17 protein-coding genes are annotated in these 25,885 nt (G+C 71.9%); 13 read left to right on the top strand and 4 right to left on the bottom strand.

The features are described from left to right. Nucleotides 1–29 precede the first annotated feature (29 nt). The 7 genes from ACIOHC_RS20310 to ACIOHC_RS20280 all read left to right on the top strand — a co-directional run bounded on the left by ACIOHC_RS20310 (nt 30) and on the right by ACIOHC_RS20280 (nt 6,874). A complete protein-coding gene (locus ACIOHC_RS20310; protein WP_365688899.1) occupies nt 30–455 on the top strand; it encodes a GNAT family N-acetyltransferase in 426 nt (141 codons plus the stop codon). A 175-nt stretch (nt 456–630) separates the two neighbouring features. Further along, the gene (locus ACIOHC_RS20305) at nt 631–1,965 is read left to right on the top strand and encodes a hemolysin family protein (protein ID WP_365688897.1); all 1,335 of its coding nucleotides are present in this window, start codon (nt 631–633) and stop codon (nt 1,963–1,965) included. After that, entirely contained in the window at nt 1,962–2,981 is a 1,020-nt protein-coding gene (locus tag ACIOHC_RS20300; protein WP_351077669.1) for a hemolysin family protein, read from the top strand. The genes ACIOHC_RS20305 and ACIOHC_RS20300 overlap by 4 nt, the downstream gene beginning before the upstream one ends. Nucleotides 2,982–3,173: 192 nt before the next feature. Then, a complete protein-coding gene (locus ACIOHC_RS20295) occupies nt 3,174–3,827 on the top strand; it encodes a LysE family translocator (RefSeq protein ID WP_351077666.1) in 654 nt (217 codons plus the stop codon). A gap of 176 nt (nt 3,828–4,003) precedes the next feature. Further along, a complete protein-coding gene (locus ACIOHC_RS20290; RefSeq protein ID WP_351077663.1) occupies nt 4,004–4,852 on the top strand; it encodes an SGNH/GDSL hydrolase family protein in 849 nt (282 codons plus the stop codon). 194 nt (nt 4,853–5,046) lie between these two features. Continuing rightward, the gene (locus ACIOHC_RS20285) at nt 5,047–5,625 is read left to right on the top strand and encodes a GNAT family N-acetyltransferase (RefSeq protein WP_351077661.1); all 579 of its coding nucleotides are present in this window, start codon (nt 5,047–5,049) and stop codon (nt 5,623–5,625) included. A 121-nt stretch (nt 5,626–5,746) separates the two neighbouring features. Next, nucleotides 5,747–6,874 carry an NAD-dependent epimerase/dehydratase family protein gene (locus ACIOHC_RS20280; RefSeq protein WP_351077659.1) on the top strand — a complete coding sequence of 376 codons (1,128 nt, stop codon included), beginning with the start codon at nt 5,747–5,749 and terminating at the stop codon, nt 6,872–6,874. Here the strand turns inward: ACIOHC_RS20280 and ACIOHC_RS20275 are convergent. Further along, the gene (locus tag ACIOHC_RS20275; RefSeq protein WP_351077657.1) at nt 6,852–7,961 is read right to left on the bottom strand and encodes a HAMP domain-containing sensor histidine kinase; all 1,110 of its coding nucleotides are present in this window, start codon (nt 7,959–7,961) and stop codon (nt 6,852–6,854) included. The genes ACIOHC_RS20280 and ACIOHC_RS20275 overlap by 23 nt on opposite strands. After that, the gene (locus ACIOHC_RS20270; protein WP_365688894.1) at nt 7,958–8,770 is read right to left on the bottom strand and encodes a response regulator transcription factor; all 813 of its coding nucleotides are present in this window, start codon (nt 8,768–8,770) and stop codon (nt 7,958–7,960) included. The genes ACIOHC_RS20275 and ACIOHC_RS20270 overlap by 4 nt, the downstream gene beginning before the upstream one ends. 113 nt (nt 8,771–8,883) lie before the next feature. Between ACIOHC_RS20270 and ACIOHC_RS20265 the strand changes: the two genes are divergently transcribed. Genes ACIOHC_RS20265 through ACIOHC_RS20255 form a run of 3 tightly spaced genes read left to right on the top strand, consistent with a single transcriptional unit; the run spans nt 8,884 to nt 11,119 of the window. Beyond that, nucleotides 8,884–9,609, top strand: coding sequence for a glycosyltransferase family 2 protein (locus ACIOHC_RS20265; protein WP_351077652.1), 726 nt, complete (start codon nt 8,884–8,886; stop codon nt 9,607–9,609). Further along, nucleotides 9,606–10,292 (top strand): DUF2064 domain-containing protein, encoded by a 687-nt coding sequence (locus ACIOHC_RS20260; protein ID WP_365688892.1) that lies wholly within the window; start codon nt 9,606–9,608, stop codon nt 10,290–10,292. The genes ACIOHC_RS20265 and ACIOHC_RS20260 overlap by 4 nt, the downstream gene beginning before the upstream one ends. Beyond that, nucleotides 10,289–11,119 (top strand): methyltransferase domain-containing protein, encoded by an 831-nt coding sequence (locus ACIOHC_RS20255; protein WP_351077646.1) that lies wholly within the window; start codon nt 10,289–10,291, stop codon nt 11,117–11,119. The genes ACIOHC_RS20260 and ACIOHC_RS20255 overlap by 4 nt, the downstream gene beginning before the upstream one ends. Before the next feature lie 373 nt (nt 11,120–11,492). Here ACIOHC_RS20255 and ACIOHC_RS20250 read toward each other — a convergent pair whose 3' ends face one another. Beyond that, entirely contained in the window at nt 11,493–12,857 is a 1,365-nt protein-coding gene (locus tag ACIOHC_RS20250; protein ID WP_365688890.1) for a molybdopterin-dependent oxidoreductase, read from the bottom strand. Between the two features lie 162 nt (nt 12,858–13,019). Between ACIOHC_RS20250 and ACIOHC_RS20245 the strand changes: the two genes are divergently transcribed. Beyond that, nucleotides 13,020–14,423, top strand: coding sequence for a hypothetical protein (locus ACIOHC_RS20245; RefSeq protein WP_389636910.1), 1,404 nt, complete (start codon nt 13,020–13,022; stop codon nt 14,421–14,423). A 287-nt stretch (nt 14,424–14,710) separates the two neighbouring features. Here ACIOHC_RS20245 and ACIOHC_RS20240 read toward each other — a convergent pair whose 3' ends face one another. Beyond that, complete coding sequence (locus ACIOHC_RS20240; RefSeq protein WP_401843368.1) at nt 14,711–23,089, bottom strand: type I polyketide synthase; 8,379 nt, start codon at nt 23,087–23,089, stop codon at nt 14,711–14,713. Nucleotides 23,090–23,480: 391 nt separating this feature from the next. On the opposite strand from ACIOHC_RS20240, the gene ACIOHC_RS20235 reads away from it, so the two are divergent. Together ACIOHC_RS20235 and purB are read left to right on the top strand one after the other, a co-directional pair. After that, nucleotides 23,481–24,167: a hypothetical protein gene (locus ACIOHC_RS20235; RefSeq protein ID WP_351077638.1), complete on the top strand. Its 687-nt coding sequence runs from the start codon at nt 23,481–23,483 to the stop codon at nt 24,165–24,167. Between the two features lie 275 nt (nt 24,168–24,442). Further along, nucleotides 24,443–25,885, top strand: coding sequence for an adenylosuccinate lyase (gene purB, locus ACIOHC_RS20230; RefSeq protein WP_351077635.1), 1,443 nt, complete (start codon nt 24,443–24,445; stop codon nt 25,883–25,885).

The raw sequence follows: 25,885 nt of genomic DNA, 5'->3' as shown, positions 1-25,885 counted from the left end.
ACGGGGCGGCGCTCTGCTTGGCTCGCACCATGAGCGATCTTCACATCCGTTGCGCCGGCCTCGCCGATATCGGTGCGGTGCTGCGATTCTGGCGGGAAGCCGCAGAGGGTACGAGCATCAGCGACGACCACGACGGGATGACCCGGCTCATGTCAAGAGACCCCGAGGCCCTGCTCCTGGCAGAACGTGACGGTCTTCTCGTGGGAACCGTCATAGCCGGGTTCGACGGCTGGCGATGCTCCGCCTACCGGTTGGCCGTACATCCGGACCGCCGGAGGCAAGGCATCGCCACCGCCTTGACCGCAGCGGCGGAACAGCGGTTCATCGCCCTGGGCGGGCGCCGGGTCGACGCCATGGTCCTGGAGGTCAACGACCGGGCCCACCGCACGTGGGCCGCGGCGGGCTACCACCGCGAGGATCACTGGCGGCGCTGGGTGAAGCCGCTCACGGACTGAAGTCGACCATCCGGGAGAGTGGTCGACTTTGCCGATCCTTTACGATGGACGGAGTCCTGACCGATCCTTCCGAAAGGTGTGAGCGTCCGCCCATGGGCGAGCCTCCCAGTAGTCGACATCGCCGACATCGAGCGATCCTCCTGCCCCTGCCCGATCATGGGACGGAGGTGAACCGATGACCGAAGTGCTTCTGCTGCTCGTGGCGGTGCTGCTCTCGCTCGCCTGCGGCGCCTTCGTCGCGGCTGAGTTCTCCCTGACGACCGTCGAGCGCGGTCAGCTCGAACGGGCCGTGGAGCGGGGTGAGCGCGGCGCGGCAGGCGCCATGAAGGCCGTGCGCAGCCTCACCTTCCAGCTCTCCGGCGCACAGCTCGGCATCACCGTCACCAACCTGGTGGTCGGCATGCTCTCCGAACCGTCGATCGCGAAACTGATCCGCGGTCCGGTGGAGGCCGTGGGCCTGTCCCCGAGCGTGGCGTCCTCCGTGGCCCTCGTCCTGGGAACGGCGCTGTCCACCGTGTTCCTGATGGTCGTCGGCGAGCTCGTCCCGAAGAACTGGGCGATCTCCTCCCCGCTCGCGATGGCGAAGGCCGTGGCGACCCCGCAGCGGGCCTTCACCGCCGTCTTCCGGCCGTTCATCAGTCACCTCAACGACACCGCGAACCGGATCGTGCGCCGTTTGGGCATGGAACCGGCCGAGGAACTCGCCTCGGCCCGCAGCCCCCAGGAGCTGGTGGCGCTGGCCCGGCACTCCGCGAAGGAGGGGGCGCTGGAGGCGGACACCGCCGAGTTGTTCGTCCGCACCCTCAACCTGTCGGAGCTGACTGCGGAGAACGTCATGACCCCACGGGTGCAGGTCACCGCGCTGGAGGTGCAGGCGACCGCGGAGGATGTCGCGAATGCCACCCGCGCGACCGGTCTGTCCCGCTTCCCCGTCTACCGCGGCAGCCTCGACACCATCGTCGGCGTGGCCCACATCAAGGACGTGCTGGCAGTCCCGGCCGAGCAGCGGCCCCGTACTCGCGTCTCGGAGATGCTGCGTGAGCCCCTGCTCGTACCGGAGACCCTCACCGTGGACCGGCTCCTGGACCGGCTGTCCGGCAAGCTCGCCATGGCCGTCGTCATCGACGAGTACGGCGGTACGGCCGGTGTCGTGACCCTGGAGGACATCGTCGAGGAGGTGGTCGGCGAGGTGCGCGACGAGCACGACCCGCACGAGACGCCGGACCTGGCTCCGGCCGGCGAGGACGCCGACGGGCGGACCCTCTGGTCGGCCGACGGCGCCGCCCGACTCGACCAGCTCAAGAGAATCGGACTGCGTGTGCCGGACGGACCGTACGAAACGCTCGCCGGGCTCCTCGCCACCGAGGTCGGCCGCATCCCCGCCGTGGGTGACTCGATCGAGCTGGACGGCTGGCGGGTCGATGTGGTGGACGCCTCCGGGCGCCGTGCCGCGCGGGCCCTGCTGCATGCACCGCTGCCCGGCGACGAGCGGACGGAGGGCGCACGGTGATCGCCGTCCAGCTCTTCATCGGACTGATGACCCTGGTCGTCAATGCCTTCTTCGTCGGCGCGGAGTTCGCTCTGATCTCCGTGCGCCGCAGCCAGATCGAGCCCGAGGCCGAGACCGGGAACCGGCGGGCGCGGAGCGTCATCTGGGGCCTCGAACACGTGTCGGCGCTGCTCGCGGCGGCGCAGCTGGGCATCACGCTGTGCACGCTGGTCCTCGGCATCGTCGCCGAACCGGCCATCGCGCATCTGCTGGAGCCCGTCTTCGACGCGGTGGGTGTGCCGCACGGTCTGATCCATCCGATCTCGTTCGTGATCGCACTGTCCGTGGCGACGTATCTGCACATGCTGCTCGGCGAGATGGTGCCGAAGAACATCGCCTTGGCCGAGCCCGTACGGGCCGCGCTGCTGCTCGGACCGCCGCTGGTCGCCCTCGCCAGGGCGCTGCGCCCGGTGATCTTCGCCATCAACGCCTTCGCCAACGCACTGCTGAAACTTCTGCGGGTCGAGACGAAGGACGAAGTGTCCGCCACGTTCTCCGACGACGAGCTGGCCCGGCTCGTGAAGGACGCCGGGGACGCCGGACTGGTCGACGACCGCGCCGCCGAGCGGCTGCACCACGCCCTTGAGCTGGGCCGTCGCCCGGTGCGGGATGTGGTGATGCCGGTGGAGCGGGTGATGTACGCCAAGGTCGGGACGACACCGGAACAGCTGGAACAGCTCTCGTACGAGACCGGATTCTCGCGCTTTCCGGTGATGGACAGCGAGGCGCGCATCCTGGGCTACCTCCATGTGAAGGACGCCCTGGACGCCACACCGCGCGATGTGCCGTTCCCCGTGACGGCGATGCGCCCCATCGCCCGGGTGCGGGCCGCCACTCCGCTGGACGACGTACTGACCGCGTTGCGGCGCAGCCGGACGCATTTGGCGGCGGTGGTGGACGAGGACGGCAGGCTGGCCGGAATGGTCACGATGGAGGACGTGCTGCGCGAACTGGTCGGACGGTCACAGGCGCGCTGATCGGAGGGGGCCGACGGGTGGCGGGCAGCCCGGTGCGGGTCCGGCCGCGGGCATACCGACGGGCCGCCATGGGGCAGGTGCGAATCCGTCCGCGCACGCGCCGACCGGCAGCCAGGGAGGCGGGGTGCGGGTCCGGCCGCGCCCCCTCCCCGGTGGAATCCATCGTCACCTGCACGGTTAAGCTGGTGGTCCATGGCAATCAGCACCGCACTATGGTCCTTCGCCCTGGTCGTAGGGCTCCTCACCCTCACTCCCGGTCTCGACACCGCTCTCGTCCTGCGCACCTCGGCGCTCGGTCGCCGCAAGCGTGCGCTCGGTGTCGTCCTCGGCATCCAGAGCGGCACTCTCGCCTGGGGTGCGCTCACCTCGCTCGGTGTCACGGCGCTGCTCACGGCCTCGCACGTGGCGTACGAAGCGCTGCGTTACGCCGGAGCCGCCTATCTGCTCTGGATGGGTGGACGCATGATCGTCGACACCCTGCGCGGCAGGCACACCAAGGAGGAGGCACAGGGGGCCGAAGCCCGTGCCGTGGCTCCTCAAGGGACAGACAGCCTCGCTGCCGGATGGCGGCAGGGCGCCCTGACCAATCTCCTCAACCCGAAGATGGGTGTGTTCTACGTCGCCGTCCTGCCCCAGTTCATCCCGGCGGGCGCCCCGCACTTCGCCACGGGCCTGCTGCTGACCGGGGTGCACATCGCACTCGGTCTCCTCTGGTCGGCACTGCTGATCGCCTTCGCCCAGGTCCTGCGGGGCTGGCTGCAACGCCCGCAGGCCCGCAGGCTGCTGGACCGGATCACCGGAACCGTGATTGCCGGATTCGGTCTGCGGCTGGCCTTCGGCGACTGAGGGGCCCTCGTCCCGCAACGCGCTGCCTCGCTCCGAACGGACAGCCCGCACGCCCGCCCGTCCCCAGAGCCTGAGGCACGGCCGTCCGAAGCCTCCCGGATCCGTTCGGAGCATTCCCGAACCGTCAGGGGCTGTCCGGAGGGGGTCGGATTGTGCCACGGTACGATCGCATCGCCATGGAATCGAATGCCTCGTACACCAGTCTTGTCGCGGTCGGCGACTCGTTCACCGAGGGCATGTCGGACCTGCTGCCCGACGGCTCGTACCGGGGCTGGGCCGATGTCCTCGCCGGACGGCTCGCGGTCCGTAGGCCGGGTTTCCGTTACGCGAACCTCGCCGTACGCGGCAAGCTGATCGGCCAGATCGTCGACGAGCAGGTCGATGCGGCCGCCGCCATGGGTGCGGATGTCATCACACTCGTCGGCGGTCTCAATGACACGCTGCGGCCGAAGTGCGACATGGGCATGGTCCGCGGACGGCTCGAAGAGGCCGTCGAACGTCTCGCTCCCTCGTGCAGGAGGCTCGTGCTGATGCGCAGCCCCGGCCGCAACGGGCCGGTCATGGAACGGTTCCGCCCACGGATGGAGGAACTGTTCTCCCTGGTCGACGAATTGGCGGCACGGCACGGAGCCTCGGTCGTCGATCTGTACGGGGCACCGGCTCTGGGTGATCCCCGTCTGTGGGACGTCGACCGGTTGCATCTGACGCCCGACGGGCACCGGAGGGTGGCGGAGGCGGTCTGGCAGACGCTCGGGCTGCCCCCCGAGAACGACTGGCGGACCCCGCTGCCCGCCTCGATCCCACCGAAATGGGCGATACGACGTGTCGACGACCTCCGTTTCGCCCGCCAACACCTGATGCCGTGGATCGGGCGCCGCCTGACCGGCCGCTCGTCCGGGGACGGGCGAACGGGCGCCCAGTACAGCGCCGAACAGGGAAGGGCGTTCTGGGTCACCCCCGAGGATTCCCGCGCCCCCGGCCCGGTGGCGACGTGGCGCCGGGTGGACGCGCCGCCGCCCTCGTAGCAACCCACAAGCAGGACCGCAGCGTCGGCCCGCACAGACCGCCAGTAGAGTCGGACAGCCTCGGTGTCCTTCTCCAAGACGGCCCGACCAGGGCAGATGCCCGTCGGGCGTCCTTCTCGGATCTCCCACCGATACCCCAGTCGGTGGCGGCCCCGGGAACAGGGGCATTCCCCGGCCTGATGGGAGAGCGGTAGATGAATTCGCAGTCGGTCAACGGCGTGACGGCGGCCGAGTTCGCCGTCCTCGACGCCTCGGAGCTGGCCGGCGATCCGGAGCTGGAGGCAGGGTTCGCTGAGTCGGCACACCGGATTCTGGCTGACCTGGTCGGTCGGGGCGCCGCTCTGGGATGGGTGGAACCGCCCTCCTTCGACGAGGTCGCGGCCCTGCTTGACCAGGTTGTCCGCGCGGTGCGGGCGGGGGACGCGGCCTTGCGTGTCGCCTACCTGGACCGGCGCCTTGTCGGACTGGGGTACTGGCTGCGGTACGCCCGGCCGACCCACAGACCGCACGCTGATCTGGAGAAGGTCGCGGTGGACAACGCCGTCCACGGTCGTGGCGTCGGCCGGGCGCTGACTGCTGCCTTGATCGGGGATGCCCGGGCCGCCGCCGTCGAAGTTCTCACCTTGGACGCCCGTGGCGACAACTCCGGTGCCCTGCGGCTCTACCGCTCGCTGGGCTTTGCCGAGTACGGCCGCCTCCGCGACTTCGTCGCCGTCGGGCAACGTCGCTACGACAAGGTCTTCTACATGCTGGACTTCCGCCAGGAGGACTGACGGCTGCCACTCGCAAACAGGTCCGCGGTGCGTCGCCGGACGGCCCTCGTGGTTCTTACGCACCGGTGACGTGCCCGCGCGGTGCCGGTGCGGAGGGGATGGCGGAACCTAACGTGGCGTCATGCGTGTACTGCTCACCGGCGGAGCCGGATTCATCGGGAGACATATCGCCGAGACCCTGAAGGCGCGGGGGCACGAGGTGGTGGTGTTCGATGCGTTGCTGAAGTCGGCCCACGGCGGGGGTGCCGGGCACGGCAGGGAGGGCCTGATCGTCGGCGACGTGAGGGACCGGGCGGCCGTGGCCGTGGCACTGCGAGGGATCGACGCCGTGTGTCACCAGGCCGCGATGGTCGGCCTGGGCAAGGACTTCGCGGACGCTCCTGAGTACGTCGGCTGCAACGACCTGGGAACGGCCGCGCTGCTGGCGGAAATGGCCGCGGCCGGGGTGCAGGACCTGGTGCTCGCCGGATCGATGGTCGTCTACGGCGAAGGCCGGTACGACTGCCCGCGGCACGGGCGGGTCCGGCCGGGGCCGCGGGCCGTGGACGATCTGATGTCGGGCCGCTTCGAGCCACGATGCCCGGACTGCGGGAGCGGATTGACGCCGGGGCTCGTGGGCGAGGACGCGCCGACCGACCCACGCAACGTGTACGCCGCGACGAAGCTCGCACAGGAACATCTGGCTGCCGCCTGGGCCCGCGCGACGGACGGACGGGCGGTGGCGCTGCGTTACCACAACGTGTACGGGCCCGGGATGCCGCGCGACACACCGTACGCGGGTGTCGCCTCCTTCTTCCGTTCGTCGTTGGCCAGGGGCGAGGCGCCGCAGGTGTTCGAGGACGGCGGTCAGCGGCGCGACTTCATCCATGTGCGTGATGTGGCCGCCGCCAACGCGGTGGCACTGGAGGCTGTGGGGCAACGGGGAGCGGGGAGATTCGCCGCGTACAACACGGGGAGCGGTGAGCCGCACACGATCGGCGAGATGGCGGCGGCGCTGGCCTCGGCGCACGGCGGTCCGGCGCCGGAGATCACCGGTGAGTACCGCCTCGGTGACGTACGCCATGTGACGGCGGACTCGCGGCGGTTGCGCGAGGAGTTGGGCTGGCGGGCGGAGGTGGGGTTCGCCGAGGGGATGAAGGAGTTCGCGGGCGCAGCGTTGAGGGGCGCGCCGAGTCCGTCGGGAGGCTCGGGCGGGGCGGCAACGGGCTCTCGCTCCCCGAACGCATTCAGCCTGCAGCCGGGAGCGTGACCTCGAAGCGGCAGCCACCCGTGACGTTACGGACCTCTGCTCGGCCCTTGTGCGCTTCCACGATGCCGCGCACGATGGCCAGTCCGAGCCCGGCACCCGCAGGAGGCGTACGGGCATGGCTGCCGCGCCAGCCCATGTCGAAGACCCTCGGCAGATCCTCCTCGGGAATGCCCCCACAGCCATCGGTCACCGACAGCACCACACCGTGGTCGTCCCGGTGAGCTGCCACCGCGACCGTGCCGTCGGGCGGGGTGCGGCGGATCGCGTTGACGAGGAGGTTGCCCAGGACCCTGCTCATCTCCTTGCTGTCGACCTCCACCGGGACCGCGTCGATCCGCTCTCCGACCAGTCGCACCCCGTGCTCCCGGGCCAGCGGGTCCGCGCCGGCGAGAGCGTCACCGACCAGGTCGTGGACGCAGATGCGGGTGGGGGCCAGAGTGAGCGATCCGGCGTGGATCCGGGAGAGTTCGAAGAGGTCGCCGACCATCTCGTTCATCCGCCCCACTTCGGTTCGTATCTGCCGCAGATAGCGGCCGGAGTCGGCGGCCACGCCGTCCTCCAACGCCTCCGACATGGCCCGCAGCCCCGCGAGCGGGGTCCGCAGGTCGTGCGAGATCCAGGCGACGAGCTCACGACGCGATGCCTCCAGGGCGCGTTCCCGCTCGCGGGAACCTTCGAGCTTGGCACTGGTGGCGGCCAGCTCTCGCGCCAGTGAGGTGAGTTCGGCACTGGCCTGCTCCTCGGGTGCGGCAAACGTGCCGCCGTCGCCGAACGAACGGGCCGCGAGTGCCAGCTCCCGGCTCCTCGCCGCGACCCAACGGCCCAGCATCATCGCGGTGATGAGGGATACCGCCGCGGCCATGCCGACGACGGTCGTGACCACGGTCAGGTCGTGCGGCGACAGGAACATCGCCCAGGCGACCGCGAGCGTCCCGGCCAGCATCGCGGTCACGGCGACGGCCGCGACGACGGTCATCGAAACGACGAGCGAACGGTGCCGCAACAGCCGCAGAGCCAGTGCGCCGAGGAGTCCGGCCGCCGCCGCGCCCAGAAGCGCGAGGAGCGCGATGAGAAGAATGTCGGTCATACGGGCGCTGCCCCGGCGGCCCGGCCGGTGACCGGGGCACTCGCGGCGCCGGACGATGCGTCGGGGTCCGCGCCCGACCCCAGCCGGTAGCCCACGCCCCACACCGTCTGGATCAGCCGCGGACGGGCCGGGTCCGTCTCGACCTTGCCGCGCAGCCGCCGGACATGGACCGTGACCGTCGACAGGTCCCCGAAGTCCCAGCCCCAGACCTCCCGCATCAGCTCCTCCCGGGTGAAAACGCGCCCCGGGTGGCGCAGCAGAAAGGCGAGAAGGTCGAACTCCCTCAGAGTGAGGGCGATTTCATGCCCCTCGCGGGTCGCGCGCCGGGCCGCGGGGTCGAGCCGGAGCCCAGCGCCCTCCAGCGAGGCCGGGGCGGCGTCCGCCGAAGGTGCCGGCAGCCGGCTCCGGCGCAGCACGGAGTCGACGCGCAGCACCAGCTCGCGCGGGCTGAACGGCTTGGTGACGTAATCGTCCGCGCCTGTTTCCAGGCCCAGGATGCGGTCGTCCTCGTCCCCGCGCGCCGTCAGCATGATGACCGGAACGGGGCCGTGCGCCCGCATCCGGCGGCAGACCTCGAATCCGTCCATGCCGGGCAGCATCAGATCGAGGACCACCAGGTCCGGCCGATGTCCGGCGAAGCACTCCAGGGCCGCCGGGCCGTCGCCGACGCGCCGTACCTCGTAACCCGCCCGGTCCAGATAGCCGACGACGACCTCGGCGACCGTCGGGTCGTCGTCCACGACGAGTACGTGGCCGCGCGGGGTACCGGAGGCGGGGCCGGGAGCCGGGGTGGCCGGGATGTTCTCCATACGACCACCTTGGCACCCCGCTGCCGGGCGGCGGTCCCCCGAAGGGTCGACGTCCGTCTTTCGTAAGAACCTGTCGCCCAAAATGCCGGGTTCTGCTCCGTAGTGTGAGCGAGGTGACAGACACCTCCCCCACCGACTGCCCCCGCGCCGATGTGGTTCTGCCTTGTCTGGACGAGGCGGCGGCACTGCCCCGGGTGCTGGCAGGCATCCCCGCCGGCTGGCGCGCGATCGTCGTCGACAACGGTTCCACCGACGGCTCGGCGGACCTCGCCCGTTCCCTCGGGGCAACCGTCGTGCACGAGCCGCGGCGTGGCTTCGGCGCCGCGTGCCATGCCGGGCTGCTCGCCGCCCGGGCCGACTTCGTGTGCTTCTGCGACTGTGACGGCTCCCTCGATCCCGGGCTGCTGCCCGGTTTCGTGAGGCGGATCGCCGATGGGGAGACCGATCTGCTGCTGGGGCGGCGCCGTCCCGAGGGCCGTGGCGCCTGGCCGCTGCACGCCCGTGCGGGCAATCTGGCGCTGGCCCGGATGCTGTACCGACGGACGGGGCTGCGGTTGCGGGACCTCGGCCCGATGCGGGCCGCTCGTCGTGCGGACCTGCTGGCGCTGGATCTCACCGACCGGCGCAGCGGCTATCCGCTGCAGATGGTGGTGCACGCTGCGGATGCCGGGCTGCGGGTCGCCGAGACGGATGTGCCGTATCTGCCACGTACCGGAAAGTCCAAGGTCACCGGCACCTGGCGGGGGACGTGGCACGCGGTACGCGACATGCGGGCGGTCCTGAGCCGGCCACCACTGGGGAACGCGGCCCGGACGGCACGGCGGGGAGTGTCCCGATGAGCGCAACGGCCCGCCCCGACGACACGCCCAGTCCCTTCGCGCTCTCCGGCCCCACCGCTCTCCTCGTGATCGCCAAGGAACCGCTGCCCGGCCTGGTCAAGACCCGGCTCACCCCGCCCTTCACCCCCGCCGAGGCCGCGCAACTCGCCGAGGCGGCGCTCGGCGACACGCTGCGCACGCTCCTGGCCCTCCCTGCCCGCCGACGTGTTCTCGTGCTCGACGGGCGGCCCGGACCCTGGCTGCCGGACGGCATCGAGGTGGTCGCGCAGAGCTCCGGGCCGCTCGACGAGCGGCTCGCGGCGGCCTTCGCCGGCTGTAGCGGGCCGGCGCTGCTCATCGGCATGGACACCCCTCAGATCGCCCCGGCACATCTGGCGCCCGCGCTCGCACCGGACGCCTGGGACGGTTGCGACGCCTGGTTCGGTCCTGCCGACGACGGCGGCTTCTGGGCACTCGGCCTGGCCGTCCCCGACCCCGGTCTCCTGCGGGGTGTACCCATGTCCGTACCGCAGACCGGTGCAGTCCAGCGGCGGCGGCTCGTCGAGGCGGGCCTCACCGTGCGGGATCTCCCCCCGTTGCGGGACGTGGACAGCGCGGCGGATGCCGCACACGTCGCCGCCGCCGCACCTCACGGGCGGTTCGCCGCGACGCTCGCCCGGCTGACCGGGGCGGTGACCCGATGAGCGGTACGGCTGCAGACCACGTGGTGAGGAGGCCGGCGCCACCGGACCTCACCCCGTGGAGCGCCGACCCGTACGCCAACGCCCTGCGCAACGGCCACGGTCCGCTGTTCCTGCGCCGTACCGACGGCTGGCTGCTTCCCCTGGATGTCGAACGCTGGTGCGCGGGCGCCGACAGCGCCGACCTGTCGGCGCTGCGCCGCTGCGAAGGACCGGTCCTCGACATCGGGTGCGGCCCCGGGCGCCTCGTCACGGAACTGGCCGGGCGGGGTCATCGGGCGCTCGGCATCGACGTCAGCGAGGCGGCTGTCGCACACACGCTGCGGATCGGTGGCCCGGCGCTGCGCCGTTCCGTCTTCGATCCGCTGCCCGGCGAGGGCCGTTGGGGCTCCGTCCTGCTCATCGACGGCAACGTCGGCATCGGCGGCGACCCGCACGCCCTGCTGATGCGCACCGCGGAACTGCTCGCCCCCGGCGGGCTGCTCATCGCGGAGACCGCGCCGCTCGACATCGACGAACGGGTCCGAGTGCGGCTGGTCGACGGACACCTCGCGCCGGAGTCGGGTGGCGCGCCGGACCGCTCCGGCCCCGGGGACATGCACTTCCCCTGGGCCCGGATCGGTGCCCCCGCGCTGCTCCGGTACGCACAGCCGCAGGGCTGGCAGCTCTGCGATCAGTGGACGGCGGACGGCCGCACCTTCCTCGCCCTGCGCCGCAGCCGGAGGGTCCGGACGGTGAGCCAGAGCGCCGACACGGCGAACAGCGCAGCCGTGATCAGCAGCCAGTTGCCCAGGAAGACATCGACGGACAGCCCGCTCGCCGCCTCGTAGCGGGTTGCCTGGCGAGTGATCAGGGGAAACCACATCAGCAACAGCAGCCCGGCGAGAAATCCGGGCACCCTTACGAAGTTGACCAGGTCCGAGCGCGGTCCCAGCACCGTGCGCACGGCCCGGTCCGCCGTCGCGTACACCGGCAGCAGCACCAGATCGTGCAGCAGCGCCGAGCCGATGAACCACACGACGATCGCGAACGTGTCCCCCGCCAGCAGCCGTACGCCCGCATACCCGGCGAGCGCGAAGGTGCCGACCAGCAGAATGAGATGCATCGGCCCTTCCCCGTACCGGCGTCCGAAGACCTCCTTCGGCCTCAGCCCGCCCGTCCGTGCCTCGTTCCGTGCCGTCGCAGTTCGCCGGTTCCGTCCCATCACAGTTCTCCGAACGTCAGCCGGGTCACCCATTTGGTGTTGAGCACACCGGGCGCGGCCGGAACGATGACCCGTGCCGGATAGCCGTGGTCCAGCGACAGCGTCTCGCCGTTGACCGCCAGCGCCAGCAACGAGCGCGGGTCGCGCACCTGGTTGTCACGGAGTGCCGCCTTACGGAAAGGCCCGCTGCGCTGCACGGACTCCACGAGAACCCCCGGCGGCCGATCCGGATACCCGGCGAGCGCCGCCAGGTCCCGCAGCCGCACCCCTCGCCACCACTGGTCCGAGGTCGACCAGCCCTCCACGCACGCGATCGGCAGGGCCGAGTTGTACTGGGTCATGGCGAGGAGCTGTTCCCTGGTGAAGGAGCGTTCCCCGGCCGGGCCGCCGACAGTGAGACGCCACTGTTCCCCCGTGTCGGCGGGGGTGACCCGGACGGACGCGGCGGTCCTGTTGATCTGGAAGCCGTCGGGTCCGGGCCCCGGGTCGGCGACCCCGCGCGGGGTGAGGAGCGCGGTGGGCCGCAGCACGTCGAAGCTGCGGCCCAGCGAGGTGACCAGCAGGAGCAGCGATCCGGCACCCACCACGGCGAAGGCGCCGCGCCGGGAGATGGTCGGCGCGTCGGGGACCGGTGACGCCAACTCGTCCCGTTCCGTTCCGGGCTCCCTGTTCCGCAGGACCCGTACGGTCCGTGGCAGCTTGAGCGCGACATGGGTGATGAACCCGACGAGGAACAGCCACGCCCCGTAGAAGTGCAACGGGTAGAACGAACCCGGAAACACGTACTCCAATTGAATGTTGAGCAGGCCGGTGATGAACTCGAACAACGCGCCGCCGACGAGCAGCAACAGCGACAGCCGTTCCAGCGCGTGCCCCACCGAGCGGGCGGGCGGCAGCGCGAAGAGCTTCGGGATCACCGACCAGAGCTTCGCCAGCAGAACCGGTACGAGGACGATGCCGCCCGTGACGTGCAGCCCCTGCGTCAGCCGGTACAGCCAGTGCGGGCCGGTCGGCCAGGAGAAGAGATAGAACCCCAGCAGCCCCTTGTCCGGTGTCTTGTCGTTGACCGCTGCCAGATCCGGGTTGTACGCGGCGTACGACAGCAGCCCCGTCACGAACAGCAACGTCATCCCGACGAGCAGGACCAGACCGAGGACCGCCGTGAACCGGACGCCGCGCACCGGACTGCGCCAGAACCCGGGCGTGGAAGGCAACCGCTCCGAGACCCGGATCCGTTCGAGGAACGCCGGTGCCCGCCCGGCGCTCGCACCGGGCTCGGGACCGGGCGCATCCGACGGGTCACGCCGCGCCCGGCCGGAGCGGAACGGGAAGCGGAACACTCTGTTGTGACGCTTGTCGCCCATGTCCCGAAGCTAAGGCCGGGACAACGGGACCGGCCGCCCGCGGCTCCTGACGAAACTCTGACATCGCTCCCCGCTACGGCCAACCGGGCCAACATCTGACGGATTGATGACGCGGCCCGGTGGCACCGCCGCTGACCGCCCCGTCCTGCATAGCGTGCCAGCGTGAAGACCGAGGAACACATCACCGGCAACCCCCCGGCCGGGCAGCGCACCACCATCGACGGCACCGGTCGTCGCCGCGATCTGATCGCCGCCGCCGCGGGTGTCCTGTTGATCACCGTCGCGGTGCTCGTCGGCCGCTGGATCGAGGAGACGGACGGCACCCTCTTCGTCAACTGGCCGCCTCTGCTGGCGTCCTGGGACCCGCACCTCGGTCCCGGCACCCCGGCGGCGCTCGCCGTTGCGGCAGCCGTCGTCGCCCATGGCCCGCCCCTCGCCGACCGGCTGCCCTGGCACGGTCTCCTCACCACCGCCTGGGCCGCCTCCCTCGCCTGGATCCTCTCCCTGGCACTGATCGACGGCTGGGACCGGGGCATCGCCGAACGGCTCACCACGAAACACGAATACCTCCGGGCCGTCGCCCGGTTCGACGACATCGGCGCCGCCCTGCGCGGCTTCAACGACCACATCCTCATCGGCCCCCCGGGCAACTGGCCGACCCATGTCGCCGGCCATCCGCCCGGCGCGACGCTCACGTTCGTCGTGCTGGACCGCATCGGACTCGGCGGCGGCGCCTGGGCCGGGGTCTGGTGCATCGTGCTCGGCAGCACCATGACGGTCGCGGCCCTCACCACGGTGCGTGCCTTGTCGGACGAACGCCTCGCACGCCGGGCCGCCCCCTTCCTGGTCCTCGCCCCGATGGCCGTGTGGACGGGCGCCTCGGCGGACGGCTACTTCGCCGCGGTCGCCGCCTGGTCCATCGCCCTTCTCGCCCTGGCCGCGACCCACTCGACCCGCCTCCCCGCAACAGCCGCCCTCGCCTCCGGCCTGCTCTACGGCCTGACCTGCTACCTCAGTTACGGACTGACGCTCATCGCGGTCCTCCTTCTCGCCGTGCTCGTACTCCCCCGCACCGCCCGCCCCCTGCCCCCCTTCCTGCTCGGCGCACTCCTCGTCCCCCTCGCTTTCACAGTGGCGGGCTACAACTGGTGGGAGGCCTACCATCTGCTCGTCACGCGCTATTACCAAGGGGCAGGCGGCATCCGGCCCTACTCCTACTGGATCTGGGCCAACCTCGCCTGCGCCACCATCGCCTCCGGCCTCGCCACCCTCGCCGGCCTCCGCCGTGCCACCGCCGGAGCCTTCACCGCCCTGCGCGCCCTGCGCACCCACACCACCACTCCCCGTCGACGACTCGTCCTCCTCACCCTCACGGCCCTCCTCGTGCTCCTCGTCGCCGACCTCTCCGGCATGAGCAAGGCCGAGACAGAACGCATCTGGCAACCCTTCATCCTCTGGCTGCTCCCCGCCACCGCACTCCTTCCCCCGCACACCCACCGCAGCTGGCTCACCGCACAAGCCACCCTCCCCCTCCTCGTCAACCACCTTCTCCGGACCGGCTGGTGAGCATCGGGGAACGGGTTCGCACACCGCCTTGACGAGACATCGCCCGCTACCGCTTCGACCCGCACCCGCCCCACCAGCACGACGGGATCCACCGGCTGAACACCACGCCGTTCCCCCCACCCCGACTGCCTGGTGCCGATGAGGGGAGTCGGCCGCGGATACGCCCGTATGTCCGCCGTCGACTGCCGTGGCCCGGGTGGAGAACGGCATCCACCACGAGGACGGCGGACGGAGGGGGCGTGGACGGAGCCGTCCACGCCCGCACCCGCGCCTCTCGCGGGACGTCCTCAGACCCGGCTGCCGAGCCACTGGTGGATGGCGAGTGCGGTGGTACGGGTGTGCTCCTCCAGCATGGTGAAGTGGTCCCCCGCCACGGTGACCTCGGCGTGCGGCAGGCTCCAGTCCGGGGCGGGGTCGGCGCCGGGCAGTGGGTCCCGAGCTCGTACGTACAGGGTGGGGCAGGCGAGCGGCGCGGGTTTCCAGTCACTGAAGAGCTCGAAGTACCCGGCCATGGCGGTGAGCCGATCGGGACTGGCAGAGGCGAACTCCGCCGCCCGGCGCAGCATGTCCGACGTCATCGCGGAGAGCACCTGCCCCTGGTCGCCGTGGCCGGGGGGATAGGTGTCCACCAGGACGACGGCAGCCGGGGCGGCCCCCTCGGACTCCAGACGCTCGGCCACGGCATGGGCCACCCAGCCACCGGCCGACCGACCCAGCAGTACCGGGGGGCCTTCGGTCGCGGCTGCGCGGACGGCGGTTGCCTGGGCGGTGACGAGAGCGTCCAGTGTGGCGGGCAGAGCCTCTCCGGGCTCGAACCCCGGGTGCCGCACCGCGGAAACCGGCCGCAGTCCTCGCAGCCGGGCACCGAGGCGCGCGTACTCCTGCGGTCCGGACAGCGCGCTGAGCGCGGGGGAACAGACGAGCGGGGCCCCCGCACCCCCCGCCGCGAGCATGACGGGTTCGTGCGTCGCACCGGGCGCCCCGGTCCTGTCGAAGACCGGGCGCAGGCGCGCCGCGATGGTCAGGAGCGCCATACCCTCCCAGCTTTTTCCCTGGGCGCATGCGGTGTGAAAGAGCGCACCCAGGGAGTCCGGAGATCCCCCGGCGTGGGGTGCGTCGGCGCCCTGCACCCGGGTGTCCGACGGACCGCCCGCCCCGCCCCCCGCACCGTCGTCCGCCGATCGGCCGGACGAGCCCGGAACACCGGCGCCCTCGGGCCGTGCCGGGCCGTCGGACGCGGCACCCGCGGAAGGTGCCTCGGCGGCATACCGCCGCGTCAGCTCGGCGGCGAGCGCGCGCGGCGTCGGGAAGTCGAACAGCAGCGTGGACGGCAGCGCCAGCCCCGTCCACGCCGCGAGCTCATTGCGCAGATCGACCGCGGCCAGGGAGTCCAGCCCCAGGTCCGCCAGCAGGGCTTCCTCGTCGATCTCGCTCGCCTCTTCCCGGTGGCCCAGGACGCGGGCCGCCAGGGTCCGGACCTTTGTGAGCAACGCCCCGCCCTGCTCTCCGGGGGAGGCGGTCGCCGGCGTCCGGCCGAGTCGGTCCCCGCCCCCGTCGCCCGCGTCGGCAGCAGGGGTTCGGAGCCGGTTCGGAGCCGTGCCGCCGCGGAGAGCGGCAGGGGCGAGACGGGCCGCCACCACCACAGGTTCGTCCCCGGCCACGGCGGCGTCGAAGAGGGCCAGGCCTGCTTCCGGCCCGAGCGGGCCGAACCCGGAGCGGGCCATCCGTTGCCGATCCGCGTCGCCGAGGTGCGCCATCATGCCGTCGTTCTGCTGCCACGGGCCCCAGACGATCGACGTGCCGGGCAGTCCGAGCCGCGTTCGGTGTCGTGCCAAGGCATCCAGCACGCAGTTGGCCGCGGCGTAGTTGGCCTGGCCGGCCGAGCCGAAGGTACCCGCCACCGAGGAGAACAGCGCGAACACGGCCAGGTCGTGTCCCCGGGTCAGTTCGTGCAGAGCGAGAGCAGCGTCCGCCTTGGGGTGCAGCACCCTCCTCAGACGGTCGGTGGTGAGCGCCGCGACGACGCCGTCGTCCAGCACCCCCGCGGTGTGCACGACACCGGTCAGCGGGTGGGCCGCCGGTACCGCGTCGAGCAGGGTGGCGAGCGCGGTCCGGTCCGCTACGTCACAGGCGTGAACGGTCACCCGGGCGCCCGCCTCACGGAGTTCGGCGACGAGTTCCCGGGCCCCTGGAGCGTCCGGCCCGCGTCGGCCGGCGAGCAGCAGATGCCGGACGTCGTGGGAGGTGACCAGGTGCCGCGCCACCAGCATGCCCAGGGAACCGGTGCCGCCGGTGATCAGGACGGTGCCCTCCGGGTCGAGCGGCCGCCGCTTACGCGGCTTCGGTGCCGTCTCGGCCAGTGGCACCAGCTTCGGCACGTACGCCGTCCCTCGACGTACGACTGCCTCCGGCACCGAGGCGGCCGGCAGGACAGACAGGGCGCTCCAGGAGTCGGGGTGTTCGTCCACGTCGATCAGGGCGAAGCGGCCGGGGTTTTCCCGCAGGGCCGAGCGGACCAGTCCCCACACCGGTGTGTGCAACGGTACGGACGCTGTTCCGCCGGATCGGCCGTCATTCCCGCGATCGGCGCCATCCGCACGGAATCCGTCGTCGACCGAGGTGACGGCACCGGACGTCACGAGGACGAGACGGGAGCGGGACAGGTGCGGTTCGGCGAGCCATTCCTGCACGAGCCGCAGCGCCCAGACCGCTGCCCGCAGCAACCCGGCGGCCTGGTCCTGCGCGCCGCCGGTCGTGTCCGGCGGGCACGGTGCCACGACGACGGCCGACGACGCGTCGCACGCCGCCGGGCCGGGGTGCACCGGGATGCCGGAACCCGGGGGTGCGAGGGCGTCCACCAGCGGTGTGCCCGCCGTGCCCAGCACCCCCCATCGGGGCATCGCCGCAGGTGCGGGCGGCTCGGTCAGCGGCACCCAGTCCGTCCGGTGGAGAGCACCGGTGACCGCGTCCGCCGTCGCCGAACCGGCACGTGGAAGAGGCCGGAGCGTCAGCGAACGGACCGTCGCCACAGGTGAGCCCGTCTCGTCGGTCAGCTCCACTCCGGCTTGCCCGTCGGGCCCGGGGGTCATCCGTACCCGCAAGCGCTGAACGCCGTTGGTGTGCACGCGCACTCCGCTGAAGGCGAACGGCAGGGACAACCCGCCGACTGCCGGACCGGCTGTTGCGGAACCGTTCGTGACAAGGCCGTCCAGGGCCAGCGCGTGCAGCGCGGCGTCGAGCAGCGCGGGATGCAGGACGAACTCCTGGCCTTCCGCCTCCGGGCGCGGGTCCCTGGCCGCTTCGGGCAGCGCGATGTCGGCGTACAGCTGTTCCTCGTGCCTCCAGGCGGCGCGCATGCCCCGGAAGGCGGGGCCGTATCGCAGCCCGTCGGCGGCCAGTTGCTCGTACGGTCCGGTCTCCGGATCGTCGGCATGCAGCGGCATCGCCGCCTTTGGCGGCCAGGAGGCGTGCGGCCGGGGCGCGCCGCCGGTCCCGGCGGCCGCTCCCCCGTCCGCGGGCGGCTGCGCCGGCGAAAGAGTGCCCACGGCGTTCCGGAGCCAGGGCCGGTCACCCGTCGGAGTGTGCGGCCGGGAGTGGAAGAGCACGGCCCGCCGGCCCGCGTCGTCCGCGCCCGCCACCTTCACCTGCAGGGCGACGGCACCGTCCGAGGGCAAGGGCAGCGGCGCGGTCAGGACGAGCTCGTCCAGGACGGACGCGCCCGCCAGCTCGCCTGCGTACAGGGCCATTTCGACGAAGGCTGTCGCCGGCAGCAGGACCTCCCCGGCCACCACGTGGTCGGCGAGCCACGGCTGGTCGTGCACCGAGAGCACCCCGGTCAGCAGCACCCCGTCGTCGTCGGCCGTGCGGGTGTCCGACCGCAGGAACGGATGGGTGGGCCCGGCCGTCGGGGACACGGGCGGATGCCCCGGGGCGGCCTCCAGCCAGTACCGGCGGCGCTGGAAGGCGTACGTGGGCAGTGCGACGCGCCGCCCGCCGCACCCGGCGAGGACAGCCCGCCAGTCGACGGGCACGCCGTGGGCGTGCAGCGCGGCCAGCGTGTCGAGCAGGGCGTCCGCCTCCGGCCGCGTCCCGCGCAGTGTCGGCAGGACCAGCGGTGCCGGGCCCCGCTTGCCGCCGCCCGCTTCGCCCGTGTCCGGGCCGGCCGAAGCCGGTCCGGACGAGGCGAGGCAATCTCGTACCAGGCCGGTGAGCACCCCGTCCGGCCCCAGTTCGACGTAGTGTGCCGCGGCTCGCTCACCCAGGTAGGCCACCGAATCGGCGAAACAGACCGGCCGGCGGACATGGTCCACCCAGAACTCGGGTGTGCACAGCTCCTCGTCGGTGGCCGCCCGGCCCGGCACGGCGGTGACCAGAGGCAGCCGCGGCGCGGCGAAGGACAGCCGCCGGACCACGTCCGCGAAGTCGGCCAGCACGGGCTCCATCCGAGCGGAGTGGAAGGCATGGCCGACCCGCAGCGGTGTCACCGAGCGGCCCCGCTTCCGGAAGTACGCGGCGGCCTCGCGCACCGCGGCCTCGTCACCGGAGACGACCACCGAGGCGGGCCCGTTGACCGCGGCGATCTCCACCGCGCACCCGGTCCCGGCGAGGTGGGCGGCCACCTCGTCCGCGCCGGCGGCCACGGCCGCCATGGCACCGCCCGGAGGCAGCGCGTCCATCAGCCGGCCCCGGGCCGCCACCAGTGTGCAGGCGTCCGCGAGCGACAACACCCCGGCGACATGTGCCGCCGTCACCTCGCCCACCGAGTGCCCGGCCACCAGGCCGGGGCGCACCCCCCAGGCCTCGAACTGCCGGAACAAGGCCGTCTCCAGGGCGAAGAGCGCCGGCTGCGCGAACCGGGTCGTACGCAGCAGCGCGCCCGTCTCCGTACCGGGCCCGGCGAACATGACGTCCCGCAGGGGCACCGGCAGCAGCGTGTCGAGCAGGGCACAGGACTCGTCCAGCGAACCGGCGAAGGCCGGATGCATCTCCCGCGACTCGTAGAGTTCACGGCCCATGCCGACGCGTTGGCTGCCCTGGCCGGTGAACAGCAGGGCCGACGGGCCGTGGTGGCGGGACGTGCCCGTGTGCACGCCGGGCCGGGCGTCGTCCTCCGCCACGGCCCGCAGGGAGTCGAGCAGTTCGGCACGGTCCCGGGCCACCACCACGGCCCGGTGCTCGAAGGCCGCACGCGTGGTGGCGAGCGAGTACCCGATGTCCACCAGGGACGCATCAGGGACGGCGACCACATGGTCGTGCAGGCGTCGAGCCTGGGCCCGCAGTCCCGACACACTCCTGGCCGACACCGGAAGGGCCACCGGGGCCCGTCCGGGACGTGCCGCACGTTCCAGCACCGCCCCGGTCCCGACGCGGCCGCTTGCGGCCCCGCCGTCCGCCGCGGCATTCGTCGGTCCGGTCTCCCCGCCGCCCGGCGGCTCTTCGAGCACCACATGGGCGTTGGTGCCACTGATGCCGAACGAGGACACCCCCACCCGGCGCCGACGGTCTGTCGCAGGCCACTCCACCGCCCGGGTCAGCAGCGCGATCCGCCCCGTCGACCAGTCGACACGCGGGGCCGGCTCGTCGGCGTGCAGCGTTCGCGGCAGCACGCCGTGCCGCATCGCCTGCACCATTTTGATCACGCCGGCCACGCCGGCGGCGGCCTGGGTGTGACCGATGTTCGACTTCACCGAGCCCAGCCGGAGGGGACCTTGCCGCGCCTGCCGACCGTACGTCGCGAAGAATGCCTCCGCCTCGATGACGTCCCCCAGCCGGGTGCCGGTGCCGTGCGCCTCCACCGCGTCGATGTCCCCGGGATTCAGCCCCGCGTCCACGAGCGCCTGCCGGATCACCCGCTGCTGCGCCGGTCCGTGCGGTGCGGTCAGCCCGTTGCTCGCCCCGTCCTGGTTCACCGCCGAGCCGCGCACCACGGCCAGTACCGGAAGTCCGGCGCGGCGCGCCTCGGACAACCGGCCCAGCAACAGCATTCCGGCGCCCTCGCCCCACCCGGTGCCGTCGGCGGACGCACCGAACGCCTTGCAGCGGCCGTCCGGGGCCAGCGCCCGCTGGCGACTGAACTCCACGAACGACGAGGGTCCCGACATCACCGTGGCGCCGCCGGCCAGCGCGAAGGCACACTCACCCCGGCGCAGCGCCTGGGCCGCCAGGTGCAGGGCCACCAGGGACGAGGAACACGCCGTGTCCACGGTGATGGCCGGGCCTTCGAGACCGAAGGTGTAGGCGATACGACCCGAGGCGACGCTTCCGGCGTTGCCGAGGCCGAGGTACCCCTCGACCTGCTCGGGCGTCCTTGTCAGATGGCGGGCGTAGTCGCTGTACATCAGCCCGACGTACACCCCGGTCGCCGAGCCGCGCAGGGTGCCGGGGACGAGACCGGCGTACTCGAAGGCCTCCCACGCCACTTCGAGCAGCAGCCGGTGCTGCGGGTCCATGGCCAACGCCTCGCGGGGAGAGATGCCGAAGAACCCGGGGTCGAAGCGGTCCGCACCGGAGAGGAAACCGCCTTCGCGCACATACGTCCGTCCGGCCCGCCCGGGGTCCGGGTCGTACAGTGCCCGGATGTCCCAGCCCCGGTCGACGGGGAAGGGACCGATGGCGTCCCTCCCGTCGGCCACCAGCCGCCACAGTTCCTCGGGAGAGGTCACGTCTCCGGGATAGCGGCATGCCATCCCCACGATCACCACAGGGTCGTCGCCCGACCGGGCCGCACTCCGCTGCACGGGCCCGGCGCCAGCCGGCGCGGCGGCGTGCTGTTCCCCGAGGTGGGCGGCGAGCGCGGCGGCCGTGGGAAAGTCGAAGGCGACGGCCTCGGAGAGCGGCAGGCCGGTCACCGCCGACAAGCGCTCCCGCAGCACCGTAGCTGTCAGGGAGTCCATGCCCAGGTCCCGCAGTGCCGTGCTCGGCTCCACGGCCTGAGCCGTACAGCCGAGCACGGCCGCCACCTCGCCCCGGACCAGGGCCAGCAGGTCCCTCGACGGCTTTCCGGCGGCCTCAGCGCCCAGCGCCCGCGCCGGCCGGCCGGCAAGCTCCCGTCGCAGGATCTTCCCGGAGGTGGTACGGGGGATGTCCGCCACCTCGAACAGCTCGACGGGCGTCTTGGAGCCGGACAGTTCCGCACGGCAGGCAGCGAGGAGGCGCCCCCGGTCCAACCTGCCGCCACCGGGCTCGGCGACCAGATAGCCGACCGGCACCTCGCCGAAGACGGGGTGCGGGCGTCCGGCCACGGCGGCGTCCGCCACCCCCGGCAGCCGCCGCAGCACCGCCTCCACTTCCGAGGGGTGGATGTTCACCCCACCGCGAATGATCAGATCACTGGCCCGGCCGGTGATCGACAGTCCACCGAAGCCATCGATCCTCGCCAGATCACCCGTGCGGAACCAGCCCTCGCGCAGTACTTCCGCGGTGGCTTCCGGCCTCCCGTGGTAACCGGCCATGACCCCGGGCCCGTTGACCCACAACTCGCCCTCGCCCGTGTCCCGGCCGTCGGCGCCCCCGCCGACCCGGACCCGGGTGCCGGGCAGCACCCTGCCGCACGCCCCGGACACCGTCGCCCCGTCCGGCGCCGGCATGGTGACCGGGCCCGCCTCCGTGCTGCCGTAGTGCTCCAGATAGGGGACACGGCAGAGCGCCTCGAAGGACTCGCGGAACCCGGGCCCCGCCGCGGCGCCACCGCTGACGCAGCCCCGCAGCGCGGGGGCGCCGAGCCCGCCGCCGTCTTTGCCGCTCTCCTCGCCCCGGACCGCGTCGAGCAGCGCCGAGTACGTGGTCGGGACCCCGCCGAGCAGAGTGAACGAGGCTTCCTCGCACCGCAGTTCGCCGAGCACGCCCGCCACCGAGAACCGGGGCAGCAGCATCGCGCTCGCCCCCACCGCGGTCACCCCGAGGAAGCACACGATCTGGCTCATCGCGTGATGGAGGGGCAACGGCCACAGCACACGGTCCCGTTCGGACAGGCCCAGGACACCGACGAGCCCTGCCGCGACCGGTGCGAGGCGGTTGCGCTGGGTGGACAGGACCCCCTTGGGCGTGCCGGAGGAGCCCGAGGTGTAGAGCAGCCAGGCCACTTCGTCCAGCGCGAGATCGTCCCGGGCCGGCGTCCGTGGTTCCGTACCCGCCAACTCCTCGTACCGCAGAACGCCGCCCCCGACCGCGGCGGACCGGCCCCCGGCGCCGTCGGCCTCGTCCGCCGGTTCCTCGAAGTCCGCCCCCGAAGGCGAGTCCACGCCCCCGTCCTCGTCGCCGCCTTCGGCCACCACCACGGTCAGCCCGGGGCGGAGCGTCAGCGTCTGCCGCCGCGTCAGGCAGGCGCCATCGGTGATGAGCACCCGTGCCCCGCTGTCGTCCAGCAAGCGGGCCAGTTCGTCCTCCGGGTTCCCTGGGTCCAGAGGTACGCCCACGCCGCTCGCCCGTGTGACGGCGAGCAGGCTCTCGACCGCCTCGACCCGGTTGCCGAGCAGTACGGCCACCCGGTCACCGCGCGCCAGGCCGAGTCCTGCCAGATGACCGGCCAGCCGCGCGGTCCTCCGTTCCAGCTCCCGGTAGGTCACACGCCTGAGCCGGTCCTGGAAACAGACCTTGTCCCCGAGGCGCCGGGCGTGGTGCCCGAGCAGCTCCGGCAGTGGTTTGACGATGTCGGCGTGCGTACCCAACGCATGACCTCCCTGAGACGACCCGTCGTTGAGGACGACGGCACGGTTCACCGGGTTGCCTCCCGGCGGGGATGGCCGATCCGGCCGCGAAGGCGGCGGCCGGATCCGCGGCATCACCATCGAACAGCCGCACGTGACATGCGTGCTCGCCGGGGCCGAATCGATCGATATCAGGCCGCAGCACTGGTGGCCGGCGCGCTCATCCCGCTCGACGCGTGATCGGCAAGACGCTGCCCAGGGCGTAGCGATTTGGTGACAAACAATGATCTGTTCCGTCGACTGCTCGCACTGACTTCGGCCCTGCACGCCGTCCTATTGCCTCCCGGTGCCCGCACGAGAGGGAACGGACAACGTGCGCGCCCTCGCCGCTACTCAGCTCAGGAGGACCCACATGTTCCTCTCAACGACCCGCCGCGCGACCACTGTCCGCACGACGGCCGGCGCCATCCTGACAGCCGCTCTGCTGGCCCCCGCCGCTACCGCTGGCGCCGCCACGCCCGCCGCGCACCACACCACCGCGCCAGCCGCCACGGTCAAGGCGGCATCCCCGGTCCGCACCCAGACCCTGGCGGACGGCAGCACGGCCGGGATCTACGAGCTCGGCGCCCAGCACCACCTCGTAAAGATCATCCACCGCGGTCGGGTCTACGGCACGCTGGAGACGAACCAGCACGACGCCGGGCTCGACGCCAACGACATGTTTGTCGTACTCACGCTGGGCGGCCAGGTCCATTCCTGGATGGGCGGCGGACACCGCGGACCGGGCACGTTCAAGCTCGCGGGCGGTTGGACGGCCGAGGTCACGAAAGTCGGCGACCTGCGGTACCGCGCGCAGATTCTCGGCAACCGGGGAGCGGTGTACGGCACGCTGGAGACGAACCAGATGGCGCCGGGCTCGATGAAGTCGGCCACAGGTCCGACCAGGAGCCCGAGTACGGCAGGTGGCGACGCCATGGCCTGGAGGATGCCGACCACGAACGCGACAAGCCTGCGGAGGCTTCAGCCGTTCTGGCCGTTGTCGTCCCGTGCACGGCCCAGCAGCGTGCCGGCCCGCAAGCGGGGGATCGCTCGTGCTTGAGGCACACGCACAACACGTACCGTCGCCATCTCGTTGCTTCGCGTGTTCAAAAGCGAAGGGCCGAAGCACGACGGCGCCCTCGCCGGACGCTGCACACCGTCGTGGCCCGCCGCGTCACAAGGCCCCGGCAGTGCCGGCATCACCGGCCCGGGGCCGTTTCGTCTCACGCAGGTAGCGCACCCTGCGTGTGAGACGGTGGTCCAGGAGCCTCTGACCTGGACCTTATGGACTGGACGCTCACGAGCCGCTGAGGACGACAGGTAAACTCTGGACACGTGACTGCTGTGTCTGCGAAGCCTCGCATCCCCAATGTCCTGGCCGGCCGCTACGCCTCCACGGAGCTGGCCGTCCTCTGGTCCCCCGAGCAGAAGGTGAAGCTGGAGCGTCAGCTGTGGCTGGCGGTGCTGCGCGCTCAGAAGGACCTCGGGATCGAGGTGCCGGACGCCGCCCTCACCGATTACGAACGTGTCCTCGACCAGGTCGACCTGGCCTCGATCGCCGAGCGCGAGAAGGTCACCCGTCACGACGTCAAGGCCCGGATCGAGGAGTTCAACGCCCTCGCCGGCCACGAGCAGGTCCACAAGGGCATGACCTCCCGGGACCTCACCGAGAACGTCGAGCAGCTCCAGATCCGTCTCTCCCTGGAACTGATGCGCGACCGCACCGTGGCGGTACTGGCCCGGCTCGGCAAGCTGGCGGGCGAGTACCGCGAGCTGGTGCTGGCCGGCCGTTCCCACAACGTCGCCGCGCAGGCGACCACGCTCGGCAAGCGCTTCGCGACTGCGGCGGACGAGCTCCTGGTCGCCTACGGGCGGCTCGACGACCTGCTGGGCCGCTACCCGTTGCGTGGCATCAAGGGCCCCGTGGGCACGGCCCAGGACATGCTCGATCTGCTGGGTGGCGACGCCGGGAAGCTCGCCGACCTCGAACAGCGCATCGCCGGACACCTCGGCTTCGCGCAGGCCTTCACGTCGGTCGGTCAGGTCTACCCGCGCTCGCTCGACTACGACGTCGTGACGGCACTGGTGCAGCTGGCCGCGGCGCCCTCGTCGGTCGCGAAGACGATCCGTCTCATGGCCGGGCACGAGCTGGTGACCGAGGGCTTCAAGCCGGGCCAGGTCGGCTCGTCCGCGATGCCGCACAAGATGAACACCCGTTCCTGCGAGCGCGTCAACGGCCTGATGGTCATCCTGCGCGGCTACGCGTCGATGACCGGCGAGCTTGCGGGCGATCAGTGGAACGAGGGCGACGTGTCCTGCTCCGTGGTCCGCCGGGTGGCGCTCCCGGACGCGTTCTTCGCGTTCGACGGTCTGTTGGAGACCTTCCTTACGGTGCTCGACGAGTTCGGGGCGTTCCCGGCCGTCGTCGCCCGCGAGCTCGACCGCTACCTGCCGTTCCTCGCCACGACCAAGGTCCTGATGGGTGCGGTGCGCGCCGGTGTGGGCCGAGAGGTCGCCCACGAGGCGATCAAGGAGAACGCTGTCGCCTCGGCCCTGGCCATGCGTGAGCAGGGCGCCGAGCGCAATGAGCTGCTCGACAAGCTGGCCGCCGACGACCGCATCCCACTGGACCGCGCACAGCTGGACGCGCTGATGGCCGACAAGCTCTCCTTCACAGGAGCGGCGGGTGACCAGGTCACCGCGCTGATCTCTCGCATCGAGGAGATCACCAAGCAGCACCCCGAGGCCGCCGGGTACACCCCTGGCTCCATCCTCTGA

Source organism: Streptomyces sp. NPDC088252, from assembly GCF_044740965.1.
In the GTDB taxonomy this organism is placed as follows: domain Bacteria; phylum Actinomycetota; class Actinomycetes; order Streptomycetales; family Streptomycetaceae; genus Streptomyces.
This window is presented reverse-complemented; position numbering and strand designations above follow the sequence as displayed.